Raw genomic sequence first — 17,425 nt, 5'->3', positions numbered from 1 at the left:
TCGCCCCAACCCCGCTCAGGCCCGGGCCGGAAGCGTGGCCCGGCGGGCCCGGACGGCCTGGGCCAGGTGCTCCAGGACCTCGGCCGTGGTGTCCCAGCCGATGCAGGCGTCGGTGACCGACTGGCCGTACGCCAGCTCCCGGGTCGGGTCCAGGTCCTGCCGGCCGGGCACCAGGAAGCTCTCCAGCATGATGCCGGCGATCCCGCGCTGACCGGCGGCGAGCTGGGCGGCCACGTCGGCGGCGACCAGCGGCTGGTTGCGGTGGTCCTTGCCGCTGTTGGCGTGGCTGGCGTCGACCACCACCCGCTCCGGCAGGCCCGCGGCCCGCAGCAGCTCCAGCGCCCCGGCCACCGACTCCGCGTCGTAGTTCGGCCGGCCGCCCCCGCCGCGCAGCACCAGGTGCCCGTCCGCGTTGCCCCGGGTGTGCATGATCGCCGGGGTGCCGGAGACGTCGATGCCGGGGAACACGTGCGGCACCCCGGCCGCCCGGATCGCGTCCACGGCGGTGGCGATGCTGCCGTCCGGGCGGTTCTTCATGCCGATCGGCATGGACAGCCCGGAGGCGAGCTGCCGGTGCACCTGGCTCTCCACCGTCCGCGCGCCGATCGCGCCCCAGGCCACCGTGTCCGCGATGTACTGCGGGGTGATCGGGTCGAGGAACTCGCAGCCCACCGGCAGGCCCAGCCGCAGCACGTCGAGCAGGAGCGCCCGCGCGGTACGCAGACCCGTGTTCACGTCACCGGAGCCGTCCAGCGCCGGGTCGTTGATCAGGCCCTTCCAGCCCACCGTCGAGCGCGGCTTCTCGAAGTAGACACGCATCACCACGAGCAGGTCGTCGGCGACCCGGGCGGCGGCCTCGCGCAGCCGGCCCGCGTACTCCAGGGCGGCGGCCGGGTCGTGCACGGAGCAGGGGCCGACGACGACGAGCAGCCGGTCGTCGTCGCGGTCCAGCACCCGGCCGACGGCACGGCGGCCCGCCACGACGGCCTCGGCCAGCGGGGTGTCGAGCGGCAGGTGGTGGTGCAGCAGGGCCGGGGTGGTCAGCGGCACCACACGGTCGATGCGCTGGTCGATGACCCGATGGGCGTCCTGGGACGTGGTCACGGTGGGGATTCCTTCCGCCGACCGTGCCCCCGTGCCGGGTCCGGGGGATCGAGCCGGCTGCTCGCATACGAAAGGGCAGGGAAATCGATCCCTGCCCGCCGGCTCGAAGAGGTGGTGACGTCAGCTCATGGTCGAGTCACCGGCTCCTCCAGCCGGCTGCCTAAACCATCGATACGACCGCGTCACGTCGGCCAGCGTACCCGACGCGCGGCGGAAAGCCCGCTGTCGTTCCGAAGTGCGGAACGCGGGGTATGTGATCGGCATGACCACGAGCCACGACCCGAGTGACCAGGAACGGATCGAGTCCCGAGCGCATCTGCTGCCGGAGGAGGCGGCGGCGGGCAGCGACGACGCGGAGGCGCAGGCCGACGCGATCCTCACCGAGTCCGACATCCGCGAGGCGGACCAGAACGCCGCCCCCGACACGGTGCTGGAGCACCGCACCTCCGAGCAGACCGTCACCCCCGTCGAGCCGCCCGACTGAGCCCGGCGCCCCGGGCCCGGCGGGAACCCCGGTAACTGTCGTCCCGCAGCCGGGCCAGCGGGCCGGTCAGACGCAACCCCGGCGGCACGTTGCCGATCGGGTCGAACGCGAGCGCGGCGTCCTCGGCGGCGCCGCGCTCGTCGTCGAGGCGTACCTCGCCGAACGGCCGCCACCGGCCCACCGCCGAGGCGACCGCCAGCACCAGCCGGGGCGCGTCGGCCGCGACCGCCGCGCCCGCCTCGGCCAGGCCGCGACCCAGGTCGGGCGACTCCGGGTCGGCCAGCACGGCCAGGAACAGCCGCCGCCCGCCGGCCCGGAACGGCATGATCGACGTGTACGTCCCGGTGAAGCGCCGCCGGGGCAGCGGCAGGTTCCGCAGCACCGGCGCGGCGCCGCTGGAACTCCACAGCAGGTCCACCGGCGGCTCCGGGTCGCGGTGCAGCCGTACCGCCACGCCCAGCACGTCCGGCCAGGCACCCGGTGTCGGCACGCCCTTGGACAGGCGGATCGTGGCCGGCCACCGGCCCGGCAGGTCGAGCAGCGGCACCCCGGTCGGCGGTCCCGGCGTACCCCAGATCCGGGTCTCACCGGCGAACGTGCGCCCGGCCGGGTGCAGCAGCCGGGCGTGCCGGAGCCGGGCCAGCGCGGCGGCGGCGCGCTCGACGGCGGAGGGTGTGGTGGCGGCCATGCACGCACGGGTACCCCGGCGCGCACCGACGATGCTCCGGCGCGCGTGTCACCTTTCCGCCGCCGAGATCGGATAGCGTCGTCTCATGCCCGACAGCGGTTTCCCCTGGCCGATCGAGACGACCCGACTGGACAACGGCCTGCGCGTGGTGGTGAGCGAGGACCGCACCGCCCCGGCCGTGGCGGTCAACCTCTGGTACGACGTGGGCTCACGCCACGAACCGGCGGGACAGACCGGCTTCGCCCACCTCTTCGAGCACCTCATGTTCGAGGGCTCGGTGAACGTGGCGAAGACCGAGCACATGAAGCTGATCCAGGGCGCGGGCGGCTCGCTCAACGCGACCACCAACCCGGACCGGACCAACTACTTCGAGACGGTCCCGGCCGAGCACCTGGAACTGGCGCTCTGGCTGGAGGCCGACCGGATGGGCGGGCTGGTACCGGCGCTGACCCAGGAGACGCTGGACAACCAGCGCGACGTGGTGAAGAACGAGCGCCGCCAGCGCTACGAGAACGTGCCGTACGGCGACGCGTGGCTGCGCCTGCTGCCGCTGCTCTACCCGCCGGGCCACCCGTACCACCACGCGACGATCGGGTCGATGGCCGACCTGAACGCCGCCGACCTGGCCACCTTCCAGGAGTTCCACAGCACCTACTACGCGCCGAACAACGCGGTCCTCACCGTGGTCGGCGACACAGAAGCGGCGGAGGTGTTCGCGCTCGCCGACAAGTACTTCGGCGGCCTCGCCGCGCGGGCCGACATCCCGGCCGCGCCGGACGGCCGCACGGTGCCCGCCACCGGCAGCGCGGCGGTGGAGGCGGTCACCGCCGACGTGCCCGCCCCCCGCGTCTACGTCGCGCACCGCACCCACCCGTTCGGCACCCAGGGGTACGACGTGACGACGGTGCTGGCCACTGTGCTCGGCAGCGGCCGGGGCAGCCGGCTCTACCAGCGGCTCGCCGACGGTGAGCGGATCGCCCAGCCGGACCTGGTCGGCGCGTACGGGGTGGACCTGGCGCACGCGCCCGCCCCGCTGATCGCCACCGCCACGGCCCGCCCCGGGGTGAGCGCCGAGCGGCTGCGCGACGGGCTCGCCGACGTGGTCGACGAGCTGGCCACGGTGCCGGTGACCGCCGCGGAGCTGGACCGCGCCAAGGCGCTGCTGAGCACCATGTGGTGGCGGCAGATGTCCACCGTGGACGGGCGGGCGGACACGCTCGGCCGCTACGCCACCCAGTTCGGCGACCCGGCCCGCGCGGCCGACCGGCTGCCGGCCTGGCTCGCGGTGACCGCGGAGCAGATCGCCGAGCAGGCCGCCGAGCTGCTCGGTGCCGCCGACCGGGTGATCCTGACCTACCTGCCCGAGGAGAAGTGATGTCGCTGATCGCCACCCGTCCCGGCCCCGGCGCCGCCCGCGCCTACCGGTTCCCGCAGGTGGTCCGGCGGACGGTGGCCGGCGGTCAGGTGGTCGCCGCGCACCTGCCCGGGCAGAACCTCGCCGTCGCGCTGCTGCTGCTCGACGGCGGCGCGGGCCGGGAGCCGGTCGGCAAGGAGGGCCTCGGCGCGGTGCTGGCCAAGGCGCTGGAGGAGGGCACCGCGCAGCGGGACGCCACCGCGTACGCGCTGGCCATCGAGGCGCTCGGCACCGAGCTGTCGACCGGGCTGGACTGGGACTCGTTCCAGGTGAGCGTGCAGGTGCCGGTGGACCGGCTGACCGCCGCCGTGGAGCTGCTCGCCGAGGCGGTCCGTACGCCCCGGCTCGACCCGGCCGACGTGCGGCGCGTCCGCGACGACGAGGCGACAGCGCTGCGGATGGACTGGGCCAACCCCGGCCCGCGCGCCGACGCGGTGCTGCGGGCCGAGCTGTTCGGCGCGCAGCACCGGTGGGGCCGCCCGCTCTACGGCGACCCGGACAGCGTGGCCGCGCTGGAGGTGGACGACGTCACCGTCTTCCACTCGGAGTGGTTCATCCGCCCCGGCACGCTCGTCGTCGCCGGTGACCTGGAGCGGATCGACCTGGACGCGCTCGCCGCGACGGCGTTCGCCGGGGCCGGCGGCGGCCCGGTGGAACGCGGCGGCCCGATCGACGTGCCGCTGGCCGGGCAGCGGCGGATCATCCTGGTGGACCGGCCCGGCTCGGTGCAGTCCACGCTGCGGCTGGGCCACCCGTCCCCGCACCGCGCCCACCCGGACCACGTGCCCATGACGCTCGCCGGCACCGTGCTCGGCGGCGCGTTCACGTCCCGGCTCAACCACCTGATCCGCGAGGTGCGGGGCTACACGTACGGGATCCGCGGCGACTTCGCCTCGTCCCGGCGGTTCGGCCGGTTCGCGGTCAGCTCCGGCGTGCAGACCGCGGTGACCGCGCCGGCGCTCGTCGAGTCGGTGGGCGAGATCTCGCGTACCCAGCTCACCGGCGTCACCGAGGACGAGCTGGAGGTGGCGCGCTCCTGGCGGGCCGGGCAGCTCTCGGTCGAGTTGCAGAGCCCGCGGGCCATCGCCGCGGCCCTGAGCACGCTCGTCGTGCACGACCTGCCGGACGACTACCACGCGCGGCTGCGGGAGCAACTGCTCGCGGCGACGGTCGAGGACGTCTCCGCCGCCGCGGCGACCTACCTGCACCCCGAGTCGCTGACGATGGTGATCGAGGGGGACGCGGCGGTCATCCGGGACGAGCTGGTCGCCAGCGGTCTCGGCGAGGTGGTCGACCACACGTGACCGGACGGGGCGGCGGGCCTGTGATTCCCGTCGCCCCGCATCCGCGCGGTGGGAAACGTTTCCCACCCGTACCGCCCGGCTGGGTAGCCTCGCGGGCATGAGGATCGGCATTGTGGGAGCCACCGGCCAGGTCGGTGGCGTCATGCGGCAGGTGCTGGCGGAGCGCGAGTTCCCGGCGGAGCAGGTGCGCCTGTTCGCCTCGGCCCGGTCGGCCGGGCGCACGCTGCCCTGGCGCGACGGCGAGGTCACCGTCGAGGACGCGGCCACCGCGGACTACCGCGGCCTGGACATCGTGCTCTTCTCGGCGGGCAAGGGCACCGCGAAGGAGCTGGCTCCCCGGGTCGCCGAGGCCGGCGCCGTGGTGATCGACAACTCGTCGGCGTTCCGGATGGACCCGCAGGTGCCGCTGGTGGTGGCCGAGGTGAACCCGCACGCGATCGCGGACCGCCCGAAGGGCATCGTGGCCAACCCGAACTGCACCACGATGGCCGCCATGCCGGTGCTGCGCCCGCTGCACGACGAGGCCGGACTGGTCAGCCTCGTCGTCGCCACCTACCAGGCGGTGTCCGGCGCCGGCCTGGCCGGTGTGGCGGAACTGGACGAGCAGGTCCGCAAGGTGGCCGAGGACGCCGCCGGGCTCGCCTTCGACGGTTCGGCGGTCCAGTTCCCGGCGCCGCGCTCGTTCGCCCGCCCGATCGCCTTCAACGTGCTCCCGCTCGCCGGCTCGATCGTCGACGACGGCTCCTTCGAGACCGACGAGGAGCAGAAGCTGCGCAACGAGAGCCGCAAGATCCTGGAGATCCCCGGGCTGAAGGTCTCCGGCACGTGCGTGCGCGTCCCGGTCTTCACCGGCCACTCGCTGCAGATCAACGCCCGGTTCGCCCGGCCGATCGACCCGGCCCGGGCCCGCGAGCTGCTCGACGGCGCGCCCGGCGTGGCGCTGCGCGACGTGCCCACGCCGCTGGAGGCGGCCGGCCAGGACCCGACGTACGTCGGCCGGATCCGCGCCGACGAGACCGTCGAGCACGGGCTCGCGCTGTTCTGCGCCAACGACAACCTGCGCAAGGGCGCGGCCCTCAACGCCGTGCAGCTCGCCGAGCTGGTCGCCGCCGAGCGCTGACCCGCTGGGCGTCCGTGCCCCGCCACCCGGCAGGGCACGGACGCCCGCACAGCGGGTATGCCCGCCGGGTCGCCGGCCGCCCCGTGCCGGCAGGGCGGGGGTGCCGATGACGGCCGGAGGGGACACCGGGGACGCCGCGTCCGACGGGATGCGCTCGGACACGGGCCGGGCGATCGGGTTCAGCGACGCGGTCTTCGCCATCGTCATCACGCTGCTGATACTCGACCTGCGGGTGCCCGAGACGGCGCCGGGCGGGATGCTGCGCGCGCTGCTCGACCAGTGGCCGGTCTACCTCGCCTACGTCACGTCCTACCTGTACGTGGCGGTCAACTGGCTGAACCACAAGGGGACGTTCCACCGGGTCCGCTGCGCCGACCGGGGACTGCACTGGGCGAACCTCGGCGTGCTGTTCAGCGTGGCACTGCTGCCGTTCGTCACCGCGCTCGTCTCCCGGGCCGTCGAGGAGGGCGACGTCTTCGACGAGCGGGTCGCGGTGTCCGCGTACGCGCTGGTCGGGGTGATCCTGTCGATCACCTGGCTCTGGCTCTACCACTACCTGAGCCGGCACCGGGAACTGCTGGAGCCGCACGTCACCGCCCGGTTCTTCGAGGCCGAACGCGTCCGGGCGCTGCTCGGCGTGCTCGCGTACGCGATCGCCGGTCTGGTGGGCGTGCTGCTGAGCGTGCCGGCGGCGCTCGTGGTGCTCCTGCTGTTGCCGATCTTCTACGGGCTGTCCAGCAACGGCTTCTACGACCTGCGCCGACGCCTGCGCCCCCGGCGGTGACGCGCGCGTTACCCCGCCTGCGGCGGCGGGTAGACGGCCCTGCCGACACCGAGAGGGGAAGCACCATGACAACGGTCGGAGAGTTCATGACGACCCGGTTGGTGACGATGGACGGCAACGACACGCTCATCGCCGCGGCGCAGGAGATGCGCGACAGCGCCATCGGCGACGTGGTGGTGACCGACGGCGACAACGTGGTCGGCATCGTGACGGACCGGGACATCACGGTACGGGGCGTGGCCGAGAACATGGACCCCACCGCCACCCGGCTCAACCAGATCACCAGCCGTGACCTGGTGACAGTGAGCCAGTACGACGACGCGGTGGCCGCCGCCGACCTGATGCGCACGTACGCGGTCCGCCGCCTCCCGGTGGTCGAGGACGGCCGGCTGATCGGCCTGATCTCGATGGGTGACCTGGCGGTGGAGCGGGAACCCCAGTCGGTGCTCGCGGACATCAGCGCCGACGACCCCAACAACTGACCTGTCCGCCGCGATGACGCCGGCTCCCGGTTCGGGGGCCGGCGTCGCGCGTGCGCACCGCGTTCACCCGGTTCGGGCGAGGTTGGCCGCGCAACGGGTGGGGACACGGAGCCTCGGACAGGGAGACCGCGGATCGCGGGAGGAGTCGCCCGGATGGTGGACATGACCACGAGATTCTTCGAGGACCTGGACCGGCGGGGGTTCGAGCCGCTGCTGGTCAAGGTGTCCGGAACGCTCCGGTTCGACCTGCACGAGGGCCCGCACACCACGCACTGGCTGCTGGAGATCGATCACGGCAAGCTGCGGGTCCGGCAGGAGGACGGCGAGGCGGACGCGGTGGTGGGCACCGAGCCGCGCCTGTTCGCCGAGCTGGTCGGCGGTGAGGAGAACGCCATCGCGGCGCTGCTGCGCGGTGACATGACTGTCGTCGGCGACCTGCGGCTCGTGTTGCAGGTCGAGCGGGTCTTCCCCGGCCCGCCGGATTCCCGGGGACCGCACCACACGTTCGGCGGGAGGGGTGCCTGATGCCCGGCAGCAGCAACACCGTCCGGATCCTGGACGGCAACACGTTCGTGGTGTGCGAGGACACCGGGGACATCGAGGCCACACCGAGCGAGCCGACCGGCCTGTTCTCGCTCGACACGCGCTACCTGTCGAAGTGGGTGCTCACCGTCAACGGTGAGCGGCTCAACGCGTTGTCCTACGACGACCTCCAGTACTACGAGGCCCGGTTCTTCCTGGTGCCCGGCATGGCCACGCACTACATCGACGCGAAGCTGTCGGTCATCCGGGAGCGGGCGGTCGGCGGCAGCTTCCGCGAGACGCTGACCATCCTCAACCACGACGAGAAGGCCGTCGACCTCCAGGTCCGGATGGACGCCGGGTCCGACTTCGCCGACCTGTTCCAGGTCAAGGACGAGATCCTGAACAAGAAGGGCGAACTGTACGCCGAGGCCGAGCCGGACCGGCTGCGCCTGGGCTACCGGCGCGGCAACTTCCGGCGCGAGACGCTCGTCTCGGCCAACCAGCCGGCCCGCTACGACCAGCGCGGCTTCGCCTGGAGCATCCGGCTGGAACCCAACGAGCAGTGGGACGCCGTCATCGACGTGCAGACGTTCGCCATCGGTCCCGGCGGCCGGGACCTGCGGATGGGACTGCGCGCGCACGGCGGCGAGCGGCTCGCGCTCCAGCACGACCTGGACGACTGGATCAACCGGGCGCCCAAGCTCAACAGCGAGCACGAGGAACTCGCGGCCACATACCGGCGGAGTCTGGTCGACCTCGCCGCACTGCGCTTCTCGCCGCTGTCGCTGGGCGGGCAGACGCTACCGGCGGCCGGCCTGCCCTGGTTCATGACCATGTTCGGCCGGGACAGCATCCTCACCTGCCTTCAGGTGCTGCCGTTCGCGCCGGAGATGTCGAAGACCACGCTGCGCATCCTCGGCGCGCTCCAGGGCACCCGGTTCGACGACTTCCGGGACGAGGACCCGGGCCGGATCCTGCACGAGATGCGGTACGGCGAGACCGCCGCGTTCGAGGAGCAGCCGCACTCGCCGTACTACGGCTCGGTGGACGCGACGCCGCTGTTCGTGGTGCTGCTCGACGAGTACGAGCGGTGGAGCGGCGACGGCGCGCTGGTCAAGGAGCTGGAACGGGAGTGCCGGGCGGCGCTGAAGTGGATCGACGACTACGCCGACCTGCTCGGCAACGGCTACATCTGGTACGAGCGGCGCAACACCGACACCGGCCTGGAGAATCAGTGCTGGAAGGACTCGTGGGACTCCATCTCGTACGCCGACGGCACGCTGCCGCCGTTCCCCCGCGCCACCTGTGAGGTGCAGGGGTACGCGTACGACGCGAAGACGCGGGCCGCCCGGATGGCCCGGCTGTTCTGGGACGACCCCGCGTACGCCGATCAGCTGGAACGCGAGGCGGCGGAGCTGAAGCGGCGCTTCAACAACGACTGGTGGGTCGCCGACCGCGGCTTCTACGCGCTCGCGCTGGACCCGGACGGGCGTCAGTGCGACGTGCTCAGCTCCAACATGGGCCACCTGCTGTGGAGCGGGATCGTGGACGACGAGCGGGCGCCGAAGGTCGCCGAGCATCTGGTCGGTCCCCGGCTCTGGTCCGGCTGGGGGGTGCGGACGCTGGCCGAGGGCGAGGTCCGCTACAACCCGATCGGCTACCACAACGGCACGATCTGGCCGTTCGACAACTCGTTCGTGGCCTGGGGTCTGCGCCGGTACGGCTTCGCCGAGGAGGCCGCCACGGTCGCCAACGGGATCCTCGACGCGGCCACCTACTTCGACGGGCGGCTGCCGGAGGCGTTCGGCGGCTACCAGCGCGAGCTGACCAAGTTCCCGGTGGAGTACCCGACCGCGTGCAGTCCGCAGGCCTGGTCCACAGGGGCACCGCTGCTGCTGTTGCGCACCATGCTCGGGCTGGAGCCGCACGAGCAGCACCTGGCTGTCGACCCGCGGCTGCCGGTGGGCATGGGACGGATCGAGGTGCTGGACATCCCGGGCCGCTGGGGCCGGGTGGACGCGTTCGCCAGGGGCCGGCTCGACCTCGAGGAACCGGCCGACTGAGCCCGGTCAGTGCCCGGGCGGGGGCGCGCTGTGCGCCTCGTTCGGCGGGAGCAGGCAGAACTCGTTGCCCTCCGGGTCGGCCAGCACCGTCCAGCGCGGCAGCTCACGCACGACCGTCGCGCCGGCCTCCAGCACCGCGGCCCGCTCCTCGGCGTCGCCGACCAGGTCCAGGTGGATCCGGCCGGGCTCCGGCAGCATCTCGGCCGGGCTGATCCACAGGTCCGGACGCCGTCCGTGCGGGTCGCGCAGCAGCACCGCCTCCGTCGGCGCGAGCGTGCCCTCGGCGAGCTTCACCCGGTCCTCCTCGACCACCGGCAGCCCGGTGACCGCACTCCAGAACGGGGCGAGCAGGTAGGGGTCGCGGCAGTGGATGACGATCGCGGCGAGGTCGGGCATGCCTCGAACCTAGTCGTCCGCGACTCCGGTCAGGACGCTGTCCAGGAACGCGGCGGCGGCCGCGCGCAGGTCGGGCCGGGCCAGGTCGAGCGCGTGACCGCCGTGGGTGAGCCACAGATGCGCCGGGTGACCGGCGGCGAGCAGCCGGGCGGTCAGCTCCACCGGCTGGGCGGCCGGCACCGCGACGTCGTCGTGACCCTGCACCAGCAGCACCGGCACGCCGGAGCCGAGGTGGGTGGCGACTGTCGCGTCGGCGGTGGCCGGGTCGCCGGCGGCCGGCGGGTGGCCCAGCAGGTCGGCCCACGGGTCGTCGCCGGGGGCGCGCCGGCGCCGCTGCTCCGGGTCGAGCGGGTCCATGGGAGCCCAGTACGCGAGCACGCCCGCCACGTCGCCGGGCCGGTCCACCCCGCGCAGGCCGAGCTGGAGAGCCAGCATCCCGCCGGCCGAGTCACCGGCCACCAGCAGCGGCAGGCCGCCCGCCCCGGCCCGGGCCGCCCGGGCCGCGGCGCGGACGTCGTCGAGCTGGGCGGGCCAGCGCGCCTGGTGGGAGAACCGGTAGGTGGCCTCGACGACGCGCAGCCCGAGCGACGCGAGCGTCGCCCCGTCCTCCTCGGCGCGGGCCCGCCAGCCTCCGCCGTGGATCCAGAGCAGCACCGCGCGTTCGGTCATGAGGCCATCGTCGCCGCGCCGGGGCCGGTGCGCGACCCGGGTCTGCCGAGGGCAGATCGGCCCTACGGTCGCGTAACCTACTCGGGGTAAAGTTTCGACATGTCGGAACTCGTGTACCCACCTGTGATCACCGCCGCGAAGACGATGTTCCGGCTCCTCGACCTGCGCCTGGACGTGTCCGGCAGCGAGCACGTGCCGCACAGCGGCGGCGCGGTGCTCGCGTCCAACCACGTGAGCTACCTCGACTTCATCTTCTGCGGCTACGGCGCGCACCCGGCCAAGCGGCTGGTCCGGTTCATGGCCAAGGACAGCGTCTTCCGGCACCGCGTCTCCGGGCCGCTGATGCGCGGCATGAAGCACATCCCGGTGAACCGGGCCGCCGGCGCCGGCTCGTACACCGCGGCTGTCGGCGCGCTGCGCCGGGGCGAGGTGGTCGGTGTCTTCCCGGAGGCGACGATCAGCCGTTCCTTCATGGTGAAGGACCTGAAGAACGGCGCGGCCCGGATGTCGCAGGAGGCGAGCGTGCCGTTGCTGCCGGTCGCGCTCTGGGGCACCCAGCGGCTGTGGACCAAGGGCCGCCCGCGGACGCTGACCCGCCGGCACACGCCGATCACCATCATCGTCGGCGAGCCGATGGACCCGGCCGCCTACCCGGACGCCACGGTCATGACCGCCAACCTGCGTACCCGCCTGTCGGCGCTGGTCGACCGGGCCCAGCGGGAGTACCCGGACAAGCCGTCCGGCCCGGATGACACCTGGTGGCAGCCGGCCCACCTGGGCGGCAGCGCGCCGACCCCGGAGGAGGCGGTCGAGCTGGACCGGTCCGAGCGCCGCTCCCGCAGCGCCTCCTGAAGGCCCGCGCCCGCGCCCGGCCGGCCGCGACGGGGGAGCGTCAGCAGGCGGAGCCGGGCTGGGGGAAGCCGGACCATCCCCACGGCGACGCCTCGGCCTCCGCCGGACGGTAGTAGTCGTCGCGGGACAGGAACTCCACCGGCAGCGAGCCCGGAAGCGTCACAGTGCCCAGCGTCGGGCCGGGGGAGGCGGCCACCCGGACGGCGAGCACGTCCCGCTCCGGCGGGGACAGGTCCACCAGTTCGGCGTTCGCCAGCCGGAAACCGGCCACCGCGCGGCGTACCTGCCGGGCCAGCGCGGCCACCTGACCGACCGGGCCGGTCAGCGCCAGGGCCGGCTGCCGGATGGTGCGCAGCGCGTCGCAGACGACGCGCAGCTCGGCGGTGCCGTCGCCCACCTCGGCCAGTTCCAGCCGGGACGGCCACTGCCAGCGGATCTGCCCGCTGACCAGGCGGGACAACCGGACCGGACGCCGGTGCCGGGCGGCCGCCCGGCCGTCCCGCCCGGAGACCACCGACAGGTCCGAGCCGGTGCAGACGTACGCCACCCGGCGCTCGGTCACGGTGATCGTGGCCGGTGTCGGCAGCGACCAGCAGCGGACGTCCTCGGTCGGGCCGAGCAGGTGACCGGCGACGCGCAGGCAGTGCTGACCGAGCAGGCGTTCGCCCGGCTCGGGCACCAGCTCGTAGCGCCGGTCGAGCACGGGACGGGTGGGGTCGCCGTCGGCGTCGAACCGATGCGGCCCGACGAAGAAGGGTGTGGCGTCCTCCGGCACGGTACGACCTCCCGGTGACGGTTGGCGGTACCGGTGAGCCTGCCCGATTCCTGGGGTGACTGTCATGACACCTGTTAGGGGGTCGGCCGGTCGGCCGACGCCTGCGACCGGTAGATGCCGATATCTTCCGGTCGGACGAGTCCGTCCTCGATCGCCCGGGCGAGCAGCGCCGCCTTCGTGGCGGCCGGACGGCCCGCTCGGGTGTACTTGATCCGCGCACGGTCGACGTACTGCTTCACCGTGTGCTCACTGATCTGCATCCGGCGCGCTACCGACGCCTTCGACATCGACTGGAACCACAGCAGCAGCGCCTCGCGCTCCTTGTCCGACAGGGACGGACGGTCCGGACGGGCGTCACCGACCATCGCTCCGGCCAGCGCCGGCGGCACGTACGGCCGGTCGCTCGCCGCCGCGAGCACCGTGGCCACGCAGTGCTCGCGTCCCTCGTGCTTGGCCAGGAACGCGACCGCCCCGGCGTCCAACGCGGCGAGCATGGTCTGCGGGTCGCTGTGCTCGGAGTAGACCACCACCCGGCGCCCGGCCGCGCTCAGCTCGGCCAGCTTGTCCAGCACCATCCGGCCGTGCAGGCGCAGGTCGAGCAGCACCACCTCGGCGTCCGGCGCGGCCCGCAGCACCTCGTCCGGGTCGTCGCCGGTGGCCAGCACCCGCAACCGCGGTTCGCCGGCCAGCCAGGCGCGCACCCCGTCGATCACCACCGGATGGTCGTCCACGATCGCCACCCCGATCGGGGTGCCGGCGTTCACGTCCGCCGCCAGCGGGTCTGCGTCCATCTGATCTCCCCGTCCCGCTCGTGCAGGTGTTCCACCGGCCCGTCCCCGCCGGTCGCCGGCTCGTCCGGGCCGTCGTGATCCGGCGTCACCAGGCTGACGACCACCTCGTCCGGGCCCGCCACCACCGTGAGCCGGGCCCAGCCCTCGGCGGCGGTGAGCGCCGCGGTGAGCGGGTCGGCCAGCCCGCGCCGGATCTCCACCGGCAGCTCCGGTGGCGTGCCGACCGACACCAGGTCGATCGGCAGTCCGTTGCGCTCGGCCAGGTCGGCCGCCGCGCGCAGTTCGTGCAGCAGCGCGTCCGGCACGTCGTCCGACTCGGCGATCAGCCGGCGCAGCCGGGCCGCGGCCAGCACCGCGCGCCGTCGTACCGCCGGGTCGGCCGGGTCGGCGTCGCCCGCCGCCAGCCCGGCCAGCACCTCCTCGGCGGTGCCGCTGACCAGCGCCAGCCGCGCCTGCCGCTCGGTGCGGGCCCGCTCGGCCGCCTCCTGCTCCGCCGCCACGGCGAGCGTCGCCGCGGCGGTGGCCGCCCGGTCCCGGGCCTGCGCGGTGAGCGCCGCCGCGCCGACGAAGACCGCCACCGGCAGGGTGGAGGTGCCGTAGACGTACATCGCGGCCCGGCTCAGGTCGGCCGAGGCGGTCGCGCCGTACAGCACCACCGCCGCCAGCGCGATCGTCCCGTGCGCGGCGAGCATGAGCAGCAGCCAGCGCACCGGCCGCCGCCAGATCACCAGCAGGAAGAACCAGGCCAGGCCGCCCCACACCCAGTTGGCGGTGCTGAACAGGAACCGCTCGCCGGCCCCCGCGACCACCGCCGCGTCGACCACCAGCAGCACCGCAGCCAGCGGCCCGGCCGCCGGCAGTCCACCGCGCAGCAGCCGTACGCCGGCCCCGACCCCGACCAGCGCCGTCACCAGCCAGCCCATCGCCACCACGGCCGGGAAGGCCATCCCCGGTCCGGCCCGCAACACGGCCGGTAGCGCCACCGCCAGGTGCCAGGCCGCCGCGATGACGATCGCGGCGATCCGCGCGCCGCCGTCGGACGCGTCGGCCACCGCGTGCGCCTCCGGCGGGGCCGTGGCCGCTGCGGGGCGCGTCGCCACCCGCGGCCGGGCCAGTGGGCGCAGCGTGGAGCCGGCCGCCACGGCCGTACCGGACTCACTCGCCATCGGACCACTCCAGCCGAATCCGGGTACCGGCGCCAGGGGCGGAAGTCACCACCGCCCGGCCGCCCACAGTGCTCATTCTCCCGTGGATCGACTCGCGCAGCCCGTACCGGTGAGCCGGGACCGTGGACGGGTCGAAACCGGGACCGTCGTCGACCACCTCGACCACGACGGTGCCGCCCTCGCGGGCCAGGCGCAGCGACGTGGCCGCGCCCGGCGCGTGCCGTGCCACGTTCACCAGCGCGGCGGCGGCGCTGTCGGCGAGCGCCGTGGCGACCTCCGCCGGCAGCCGGCACGGCGCGAGCGTCGCGGTCACCGCCGGCCCGGGCGTCGCGGCGAGCACTGCGCGCAGCCGTTCGTCCAGGTCGGCCTGGCCGGCCGCGGTCGCGGTCCGCCCGCCCGCCAGGGCGGTGAGGGTACGCAGATCGTCCGCGCACCGTTCGCGCAACGTCGTCGAGTCGGGTACGGCGCCGAGGCCGACCATGGTGAGCGTGCCCAGGACGGTGTCGTGCAGGTCCCGGTTGTGCCGCCGTTCGGCCTCGCGGGCGGCGCGCGCCACCACCGCCTCGTGGGACAACCGCTGGTAGTCGGCGAACGCGGCGTCGGCGCGGGCGATCCGGCGGCGCATCACCACCGCCATCACCGCCGCGCTGCCGGTCTGCACCAGCAGCGTCCCGGCGTGCGCCCGCGCCTCGACCGGGTTGCCGGCCAGCGTGGTGCCGGTGACGTACGCGGCGGTGACCAGCAGGCCGGCCGGCACGGACCAGCGGGCCGGGGCGGTGGCCTGCGCGTTGATGACTGTCGAGCTGGCCAGCACCGCGATCCAGCTCGCCTCGCCCGGCAGCACCTCCGGCGCGACGAGCCACGGGACGGCGAGCGCGGCGGCGGTGGTCAGCGCCACGTCACCGGCGACCAGCGCGCCGCCGATGCCGTGCCGGAACGCGCGGAACGCGTACCAGACCGACCAGGCGGTGAGCACGACGACAGTGGGGACCAGCAGCGCCACCCGCACCGGCGGCGTACGCACCGACAGCGCGACCACCGCGCCGACCAGGCCGCAGGTGAGCCGCAGCAGAGCCGGCAGGGTGGTGAAGATCAGGCTGAGAGCGTCACCCGCCGGGCGGGCCAGCGGGGCCCGGGACAGGGGCATGGCGGCAGCGACCGGCATCGGGGGGATGTCCTTCCGGCAGCGACCCGGCCGGGTCCGCGCGGCATAGATTGACGCTGGAGAATAACACGGTTTGTCGGAACTGGTCACCCTTGGTGCTTGACGAGTTTCGCTCCGGCGTAAAGCGGGCGGCGGTCGGCCCGACGATCAGCGGCGCGCGGCGGCGAGCAGGTGGGCGCTGGCGCCGAGGATCGCGGCGTCCCGCTCGAACGTCTCGGCGCAGGCCAGCGCGTCGGCGAACAACCGCTCGTCCGGCCCGGTGCCGAGCGCGTTGAGCAGTGGCCACAGCGGACCCTCCACCCCGTACACCTCCGGGGTGGGCAGTCCGGCCGCGACGAAGTCGGCGGCCAGTTCCTCCGGCCGGTGGAAGAACGCTGTGGTGAAGCCGGTGCGCGGGTCGTTCACCCCGGTCTCGTACTGGGCGCGCAACGACCGCCGGTTGTCCTCGTCCAGGCGGCCCTGCACGCTCAGGTCGATCAGCGCGGCGTGGCGGCTGATCGCCGCCGCCACGATCGTCCCGCCCGGCCGGGTCACCCGCGCCGCCTCGCGCAGCGCCGCCACCCGGTCGGCCTGCCGCGGCAGGTGGTAGAGCGGGCCGAGCAGCAGCGTCGCGTCCGCCGCCGCGTCGGGCGCGGGCACCGCGCGGGCATCACCCACCGATGCGGTCACCAGCGGGTACGCGGACCGCGCCGCCGCCACGTGCGCGGGCACCAGGTCGACCAGGTGCACCCGGTATCCGGCCGCGGCGAGCGGACCCGCGTAGGCCCCGGGACCGCCGCCGACGTCCAGCAAGTCCGCGGGTGCGGCGGGCAGCAGCCGGGCGAGCAGATCACGGGTACGCCGCGCCTCCAGCCGGCCCTGCGGTGACCCTTCCAGCCGGTCGGCCTCGACGTAGACCTCGGTGTAGTAGCGACTGATGTCCGGTTCGGCCGGGCGGTGTGCGGGCATCGATCGATGGTCGCCGAGAAGCGGAGCCGCGGCATCCGGTTTACGGTTGCCGGCGTTCCCTACCCTGCGGGGTATGGCATACCAGCCGGCCATGGTGCCGCCGAAGAAGTCCAAGCGAACCCTGTTCATCGTGCTCGGCGTGGTGCTGGCGATCTGTTGCTCCGGCGGTGTGCTCGCCGGCTTCTTCCTCTTCCGGGCCGTGCAGGAAGCCACCGGCCCGGCGCGGTCCACAGCGGAGACGTTCGCCGAGGCGATCGTCGACCGCGACTATCCGGCCGCGTACCGGCAGCTCTGCACCCGCGTACGCGACCGGGTCAGCGAGGCGGACTTCACCCGGCAGCAGTCCTCCCAGCCGGAGTTCACCGGCTACGAGATCACCGGGCTCAACGTGTCGAACAACAACGGCCGGGTGAGCGGGTCGACGACCATCCGCTTCACCCCGGCGGTCGGCACCAACGTCACGCAGTCGTTCCCGATGGTCAAGGAGGACGGGGAGTGGCGGATCTGCGAGTGAGCCGGGCAGCGGGCCCCCGCGCGCACCTGATCCACTTGTCGCATGGCCTCATCTCCCGCCACACCACTTCCGCCGGCCGTCGAGGACCGGCTCGCCCGCGAGCGCAACGTCTGGCTCTGCACGCTTCGCCGTGACGGCTCCCCGCACGTCACGCCGGTGTGGTTCGTCTACGCCGATGACG

The 17,425-nt window shown here is 74.0% G+C and carries 19 protein-coding genes and 1 pseudogene; 11 read left to right on the top strand and 9 right to left on the bottom strand.

The features are described 5' to 3' along the window. Positions 1-15 precede the first annotated feature (15 nt). Positions 16-1,113: a 3-deoxy-7-phosphoheptulonate synthase gene (locus CLT75_RS18280; protein ID WP_135241713.1), complete on the bottom strand. Its 1,098-nt coding sequence runs from the start codon at positions 1,111-1,113 to the stop codon at positions 16-18. A gap of 253 nt (positions 1,114-1,366) precedes the next feature. Here CLT75_RS18280 and CLT75_RS18275 point away from each other — a divergent pair, with 253 nt between their 5' ends. Next, the gene (locus CLT75_RS18275; RefSeq protein WP_013288141.1) at positions 1,367-1,588 is read left to right on the top strand and encodes a hypothetical protein; all 222 of its coding nucleotides are present in this window, start codon (positions 1,367-1,369) and stop codon (positions 1,586-1,588) included. Here the strand turns inward: CLT75_RS18275 and CLT75_RS18270 are convergent. Next, positions 1,563-2,276, bottom strand: coding sequence for a phosphodiesterase (locus CLT75_RS18270; protein ID WP_135241712.1), 714 nt, complete (start codon positions 2,274-2,276; stop codon positions 1,563-1,565). The genes CLT75_RS18275 and CLT75_RS18270 overlap by 26 nt on opposite strands. Before the next feature lie 85 nt (positions 2,277-2,361). On the opposite strand from CLT75_RS18270, the gene CLT75_RS18265 reads away from it, so the two are divergent. The 7 genes from CLT75_RS18265 (at position 2,362) to CLT75_RS18235 (ending at position 9,968) form a co-directional block, all read left to right on the top strand. Next, positions 2,362-3,651: a M16 family metallopeptidase gene (locus CLT75_RS18265; protein ID WP_135241711.1), complete on the top strand. Its 1,290-nt coding sequence runs from the start codon at positions 2,362-2,364 to the stop codon at positions 3,649-3,651. Then, on the top strand, positions 3,651-4,994 hold the full coding sequence (locus tag CLT75_RS18260) for a M16 family metallopeptidase (RefSeq protein ID WP_135241710.1): 1,344 nt from the start codon (positions 3,651-3,653) through the stop codon (positions 4,992-4,994). The genes CLT75_RS18265 and CLT75_RS18260 overlap by 1 nt, the downstream gene beginning before the upstream one ends. A gap of 97 nt (positions 4,995-5,091) precedes the next feature. After that, entirely contained in the window at positions 5,092-6,114 is a 1,023-nt protein-coding gene (locus CLT75_RS18255; RefSeq protein WP_135241709.1) for an aspartate-semialdehyde dehydrogenase, read from the top strand. 106 nt (positions 6,115-6,220) lie between these two features. Further along, complete coding sequence (locus tag CLT75_RS18250; protein WP_135241708.1) at positions 6,221-6,898, top strand: TMEM175 family protein; 678 nt, start codon at positions 6,221-6,223, stop codon at positions 6,896-6,898. A 65-nt stretch (positions 6,899-6,963) separates the two neighbouring features. Next, positions 6,964-7,380, top strand: a complete 417-nt coding sequence (locus tag CLT75_RS18245) for a CBS domain-containing protein (protein WP_135241707.1) — start codon at positions 6,964-6,966, stop codon at positions 7,378-7,380. Positions 7,381-7,533: 153 nt separating this feature from the next. Further along, positions 7,534-7,905, top strand: coding sequence for an SCP2 sterol-binding domain-containing protein (locus CLT75_RS18240; protein ID WP_135241706.1), 372 nt, complete (start codon positions 7,534-7,536; stop codon positions 7,903-7,905). After that, the gene (locus CLT75_RS18235; protein WP_135241705.1) at positions 7,905-9,968 is read left to right on the top strand and encodes a glycogen debranching N-terminal domain-containing protein; all 2,064 of its coding nucleotides are present in this window, start codon (positions 7,905-7,907) and stop codon (positions 9,966-9,968) included. Before CLT75_RS18240 ends, CLT75_RS18235 begins: the two co-directional genes overlap by 1 nt. Positions 9,969-9,974: 6 nt before the next feature. On the opposite strand, the gene CLT75_RS18230 is transcribed toward CLT75_RS18235, so the two are convergent. Both CLT75_RS18230 and CLT75_RS18225 read right to left on the bottom strand, forming a co-directional pair. Then, complete coding sequence (locus CLT75_RS18230) at positions 9,975-10,364, bottom strand: VOC family protein (RefSeq protein ID WP_135241704.1); 390 nt, start codon at positions 10,362-10,364, stop codon at positions 9,975-9,977. Positions 10,365-10,373: 9 nt separating this feature from the next. Further along, entirely contained in the window at positions 10,374-11,033 is a 660-nt protein-coding gene (locus tag CLT75_RS18225) for an alpha/beta hydrolase (protein WP_135241703.1), read from the bottom strand. 99 nt (positions 11,034-11,132) lie between these two features. Here CLT75_RS18225 and CLT75_RS18220 point away from each other — a divergent pair, with 99 nt between their 5' ends. Then, positions 11,133-11,885: a lysophospholipid acyltransferase family protein gene (locus tag CLT75_RS18220; protein WP_135241702.1), complete on the top strand. Its 753-nt coding sequence runs from the start codon at positions 11,133-11,135 to the stop codon at positions 11,883-11,885. A gap of 40 nt (positions 11,886-11,925) precedes the next feature. Here the strand turns inward: CLT75_RS18220 and CLT75_RS18215 are convergent, their stop codons facing one another. The 5 genes from CLT75_RS18215 to CLT75_RS18195 all read right to left on the bottom strand — a co-directional run bounded on the left by CLT75_RS18215 (position 11,926) and on the right by CLT75_RS18195 (position 16,730). Beyond that, a complete protein-coding gene (locus tag CLT75_RS18215; protein WP_135241701.1) occupies positions 11,926-12,660 on the bottom strand; it encodes a hypothetical protein in 735 nt (244 codons plus the stop codon). 74 nt (positions 12,661-12,734) lie between these two features. Beyond that, complete coding sequence (locus CLT75_RS18210; protein WP_013288128.1) at positions 12,735-13,451, bottom strand: response regulator transcription factor; 717 nt, start codon at positions 13,449-13,451, stop codon at positions 12,735-12,737. Further along, positions 13,421-14,617, bottom strand: a complete 1,197-nt coding sequence (locus tag CLT75_RS18205; protein WP_135241700.1) for a hypothetical protein — start codon at positions 14,615-14,617, stop codon at positions 13,421-13,423. The genes CLT75_RS18210 and CLT75_RS18205 overlap by 31 nt, the downstream gene beginning before the upstream one ends. Further along, positions 14,607-15,782 carry an ATP-binding protein gene (locus CLT75_RS18200; RefSeq protein ID WP_135241699.1) on the bottom strand — a complete coding sequence of 392 codons (1,176 nt, stop codon included), beginning with the start codon at positions 15,780-15,782 and terminating at the stop codon, positions 14,607-14,609. The genes CLT75_RS18205 and CLT75_RS18200 overlap by 11 nt, the downstream gene beginning before the upstream one ends. Before the next feature lie 147 nt (positions 15,783-15,929). Further along, on the bottom strand, positions 15,930-16,730 hold the full coding sequence (locus CLT75_RS18195) for a class I SAM-dependent methyltransferase (RefSeq protein WP_135241698.1): 801 nt from the start codon (positions 16,728-16,730) through the stop codon (positions 15,930-15,932). 73 nt (positions 16,731-16,803) lie between these two features. Here CLT75_RS18195 and CLT75_RS18190 point away from each other — a divergent pair, with 73 nt between their 5' ends. After that, complete coding sequence (locus tag CLT75_RS18190; protein ID WP_135241697.1) at positions 16,804-17,244, top strand: Rv0361 family membrane protein; 441 nt, start codon at positions 16,804-16,806, stop codon at positions 17,242-17,244. Positions 17,245-17,286: 42 nt separating this feature from the next. Continuing rightward, positions 17,287-17,424: pseudogene (locus CLT75_RS33350) on the top strand (pyridoxamine 5'-phosphate oxidase family protein); the annotation flags it as partial. Position 17,425: the final 1 nt, after the last annotated feature.

It is taken from the genome of Micromonospora sp. CNZ285 (genome assembly GCF_004637285.1).
The sequence above is the reverse complement of the archived record's forward strand: the minus strand, read 5'-3'. Positions and strand labels throughout refer to the sequence as shown.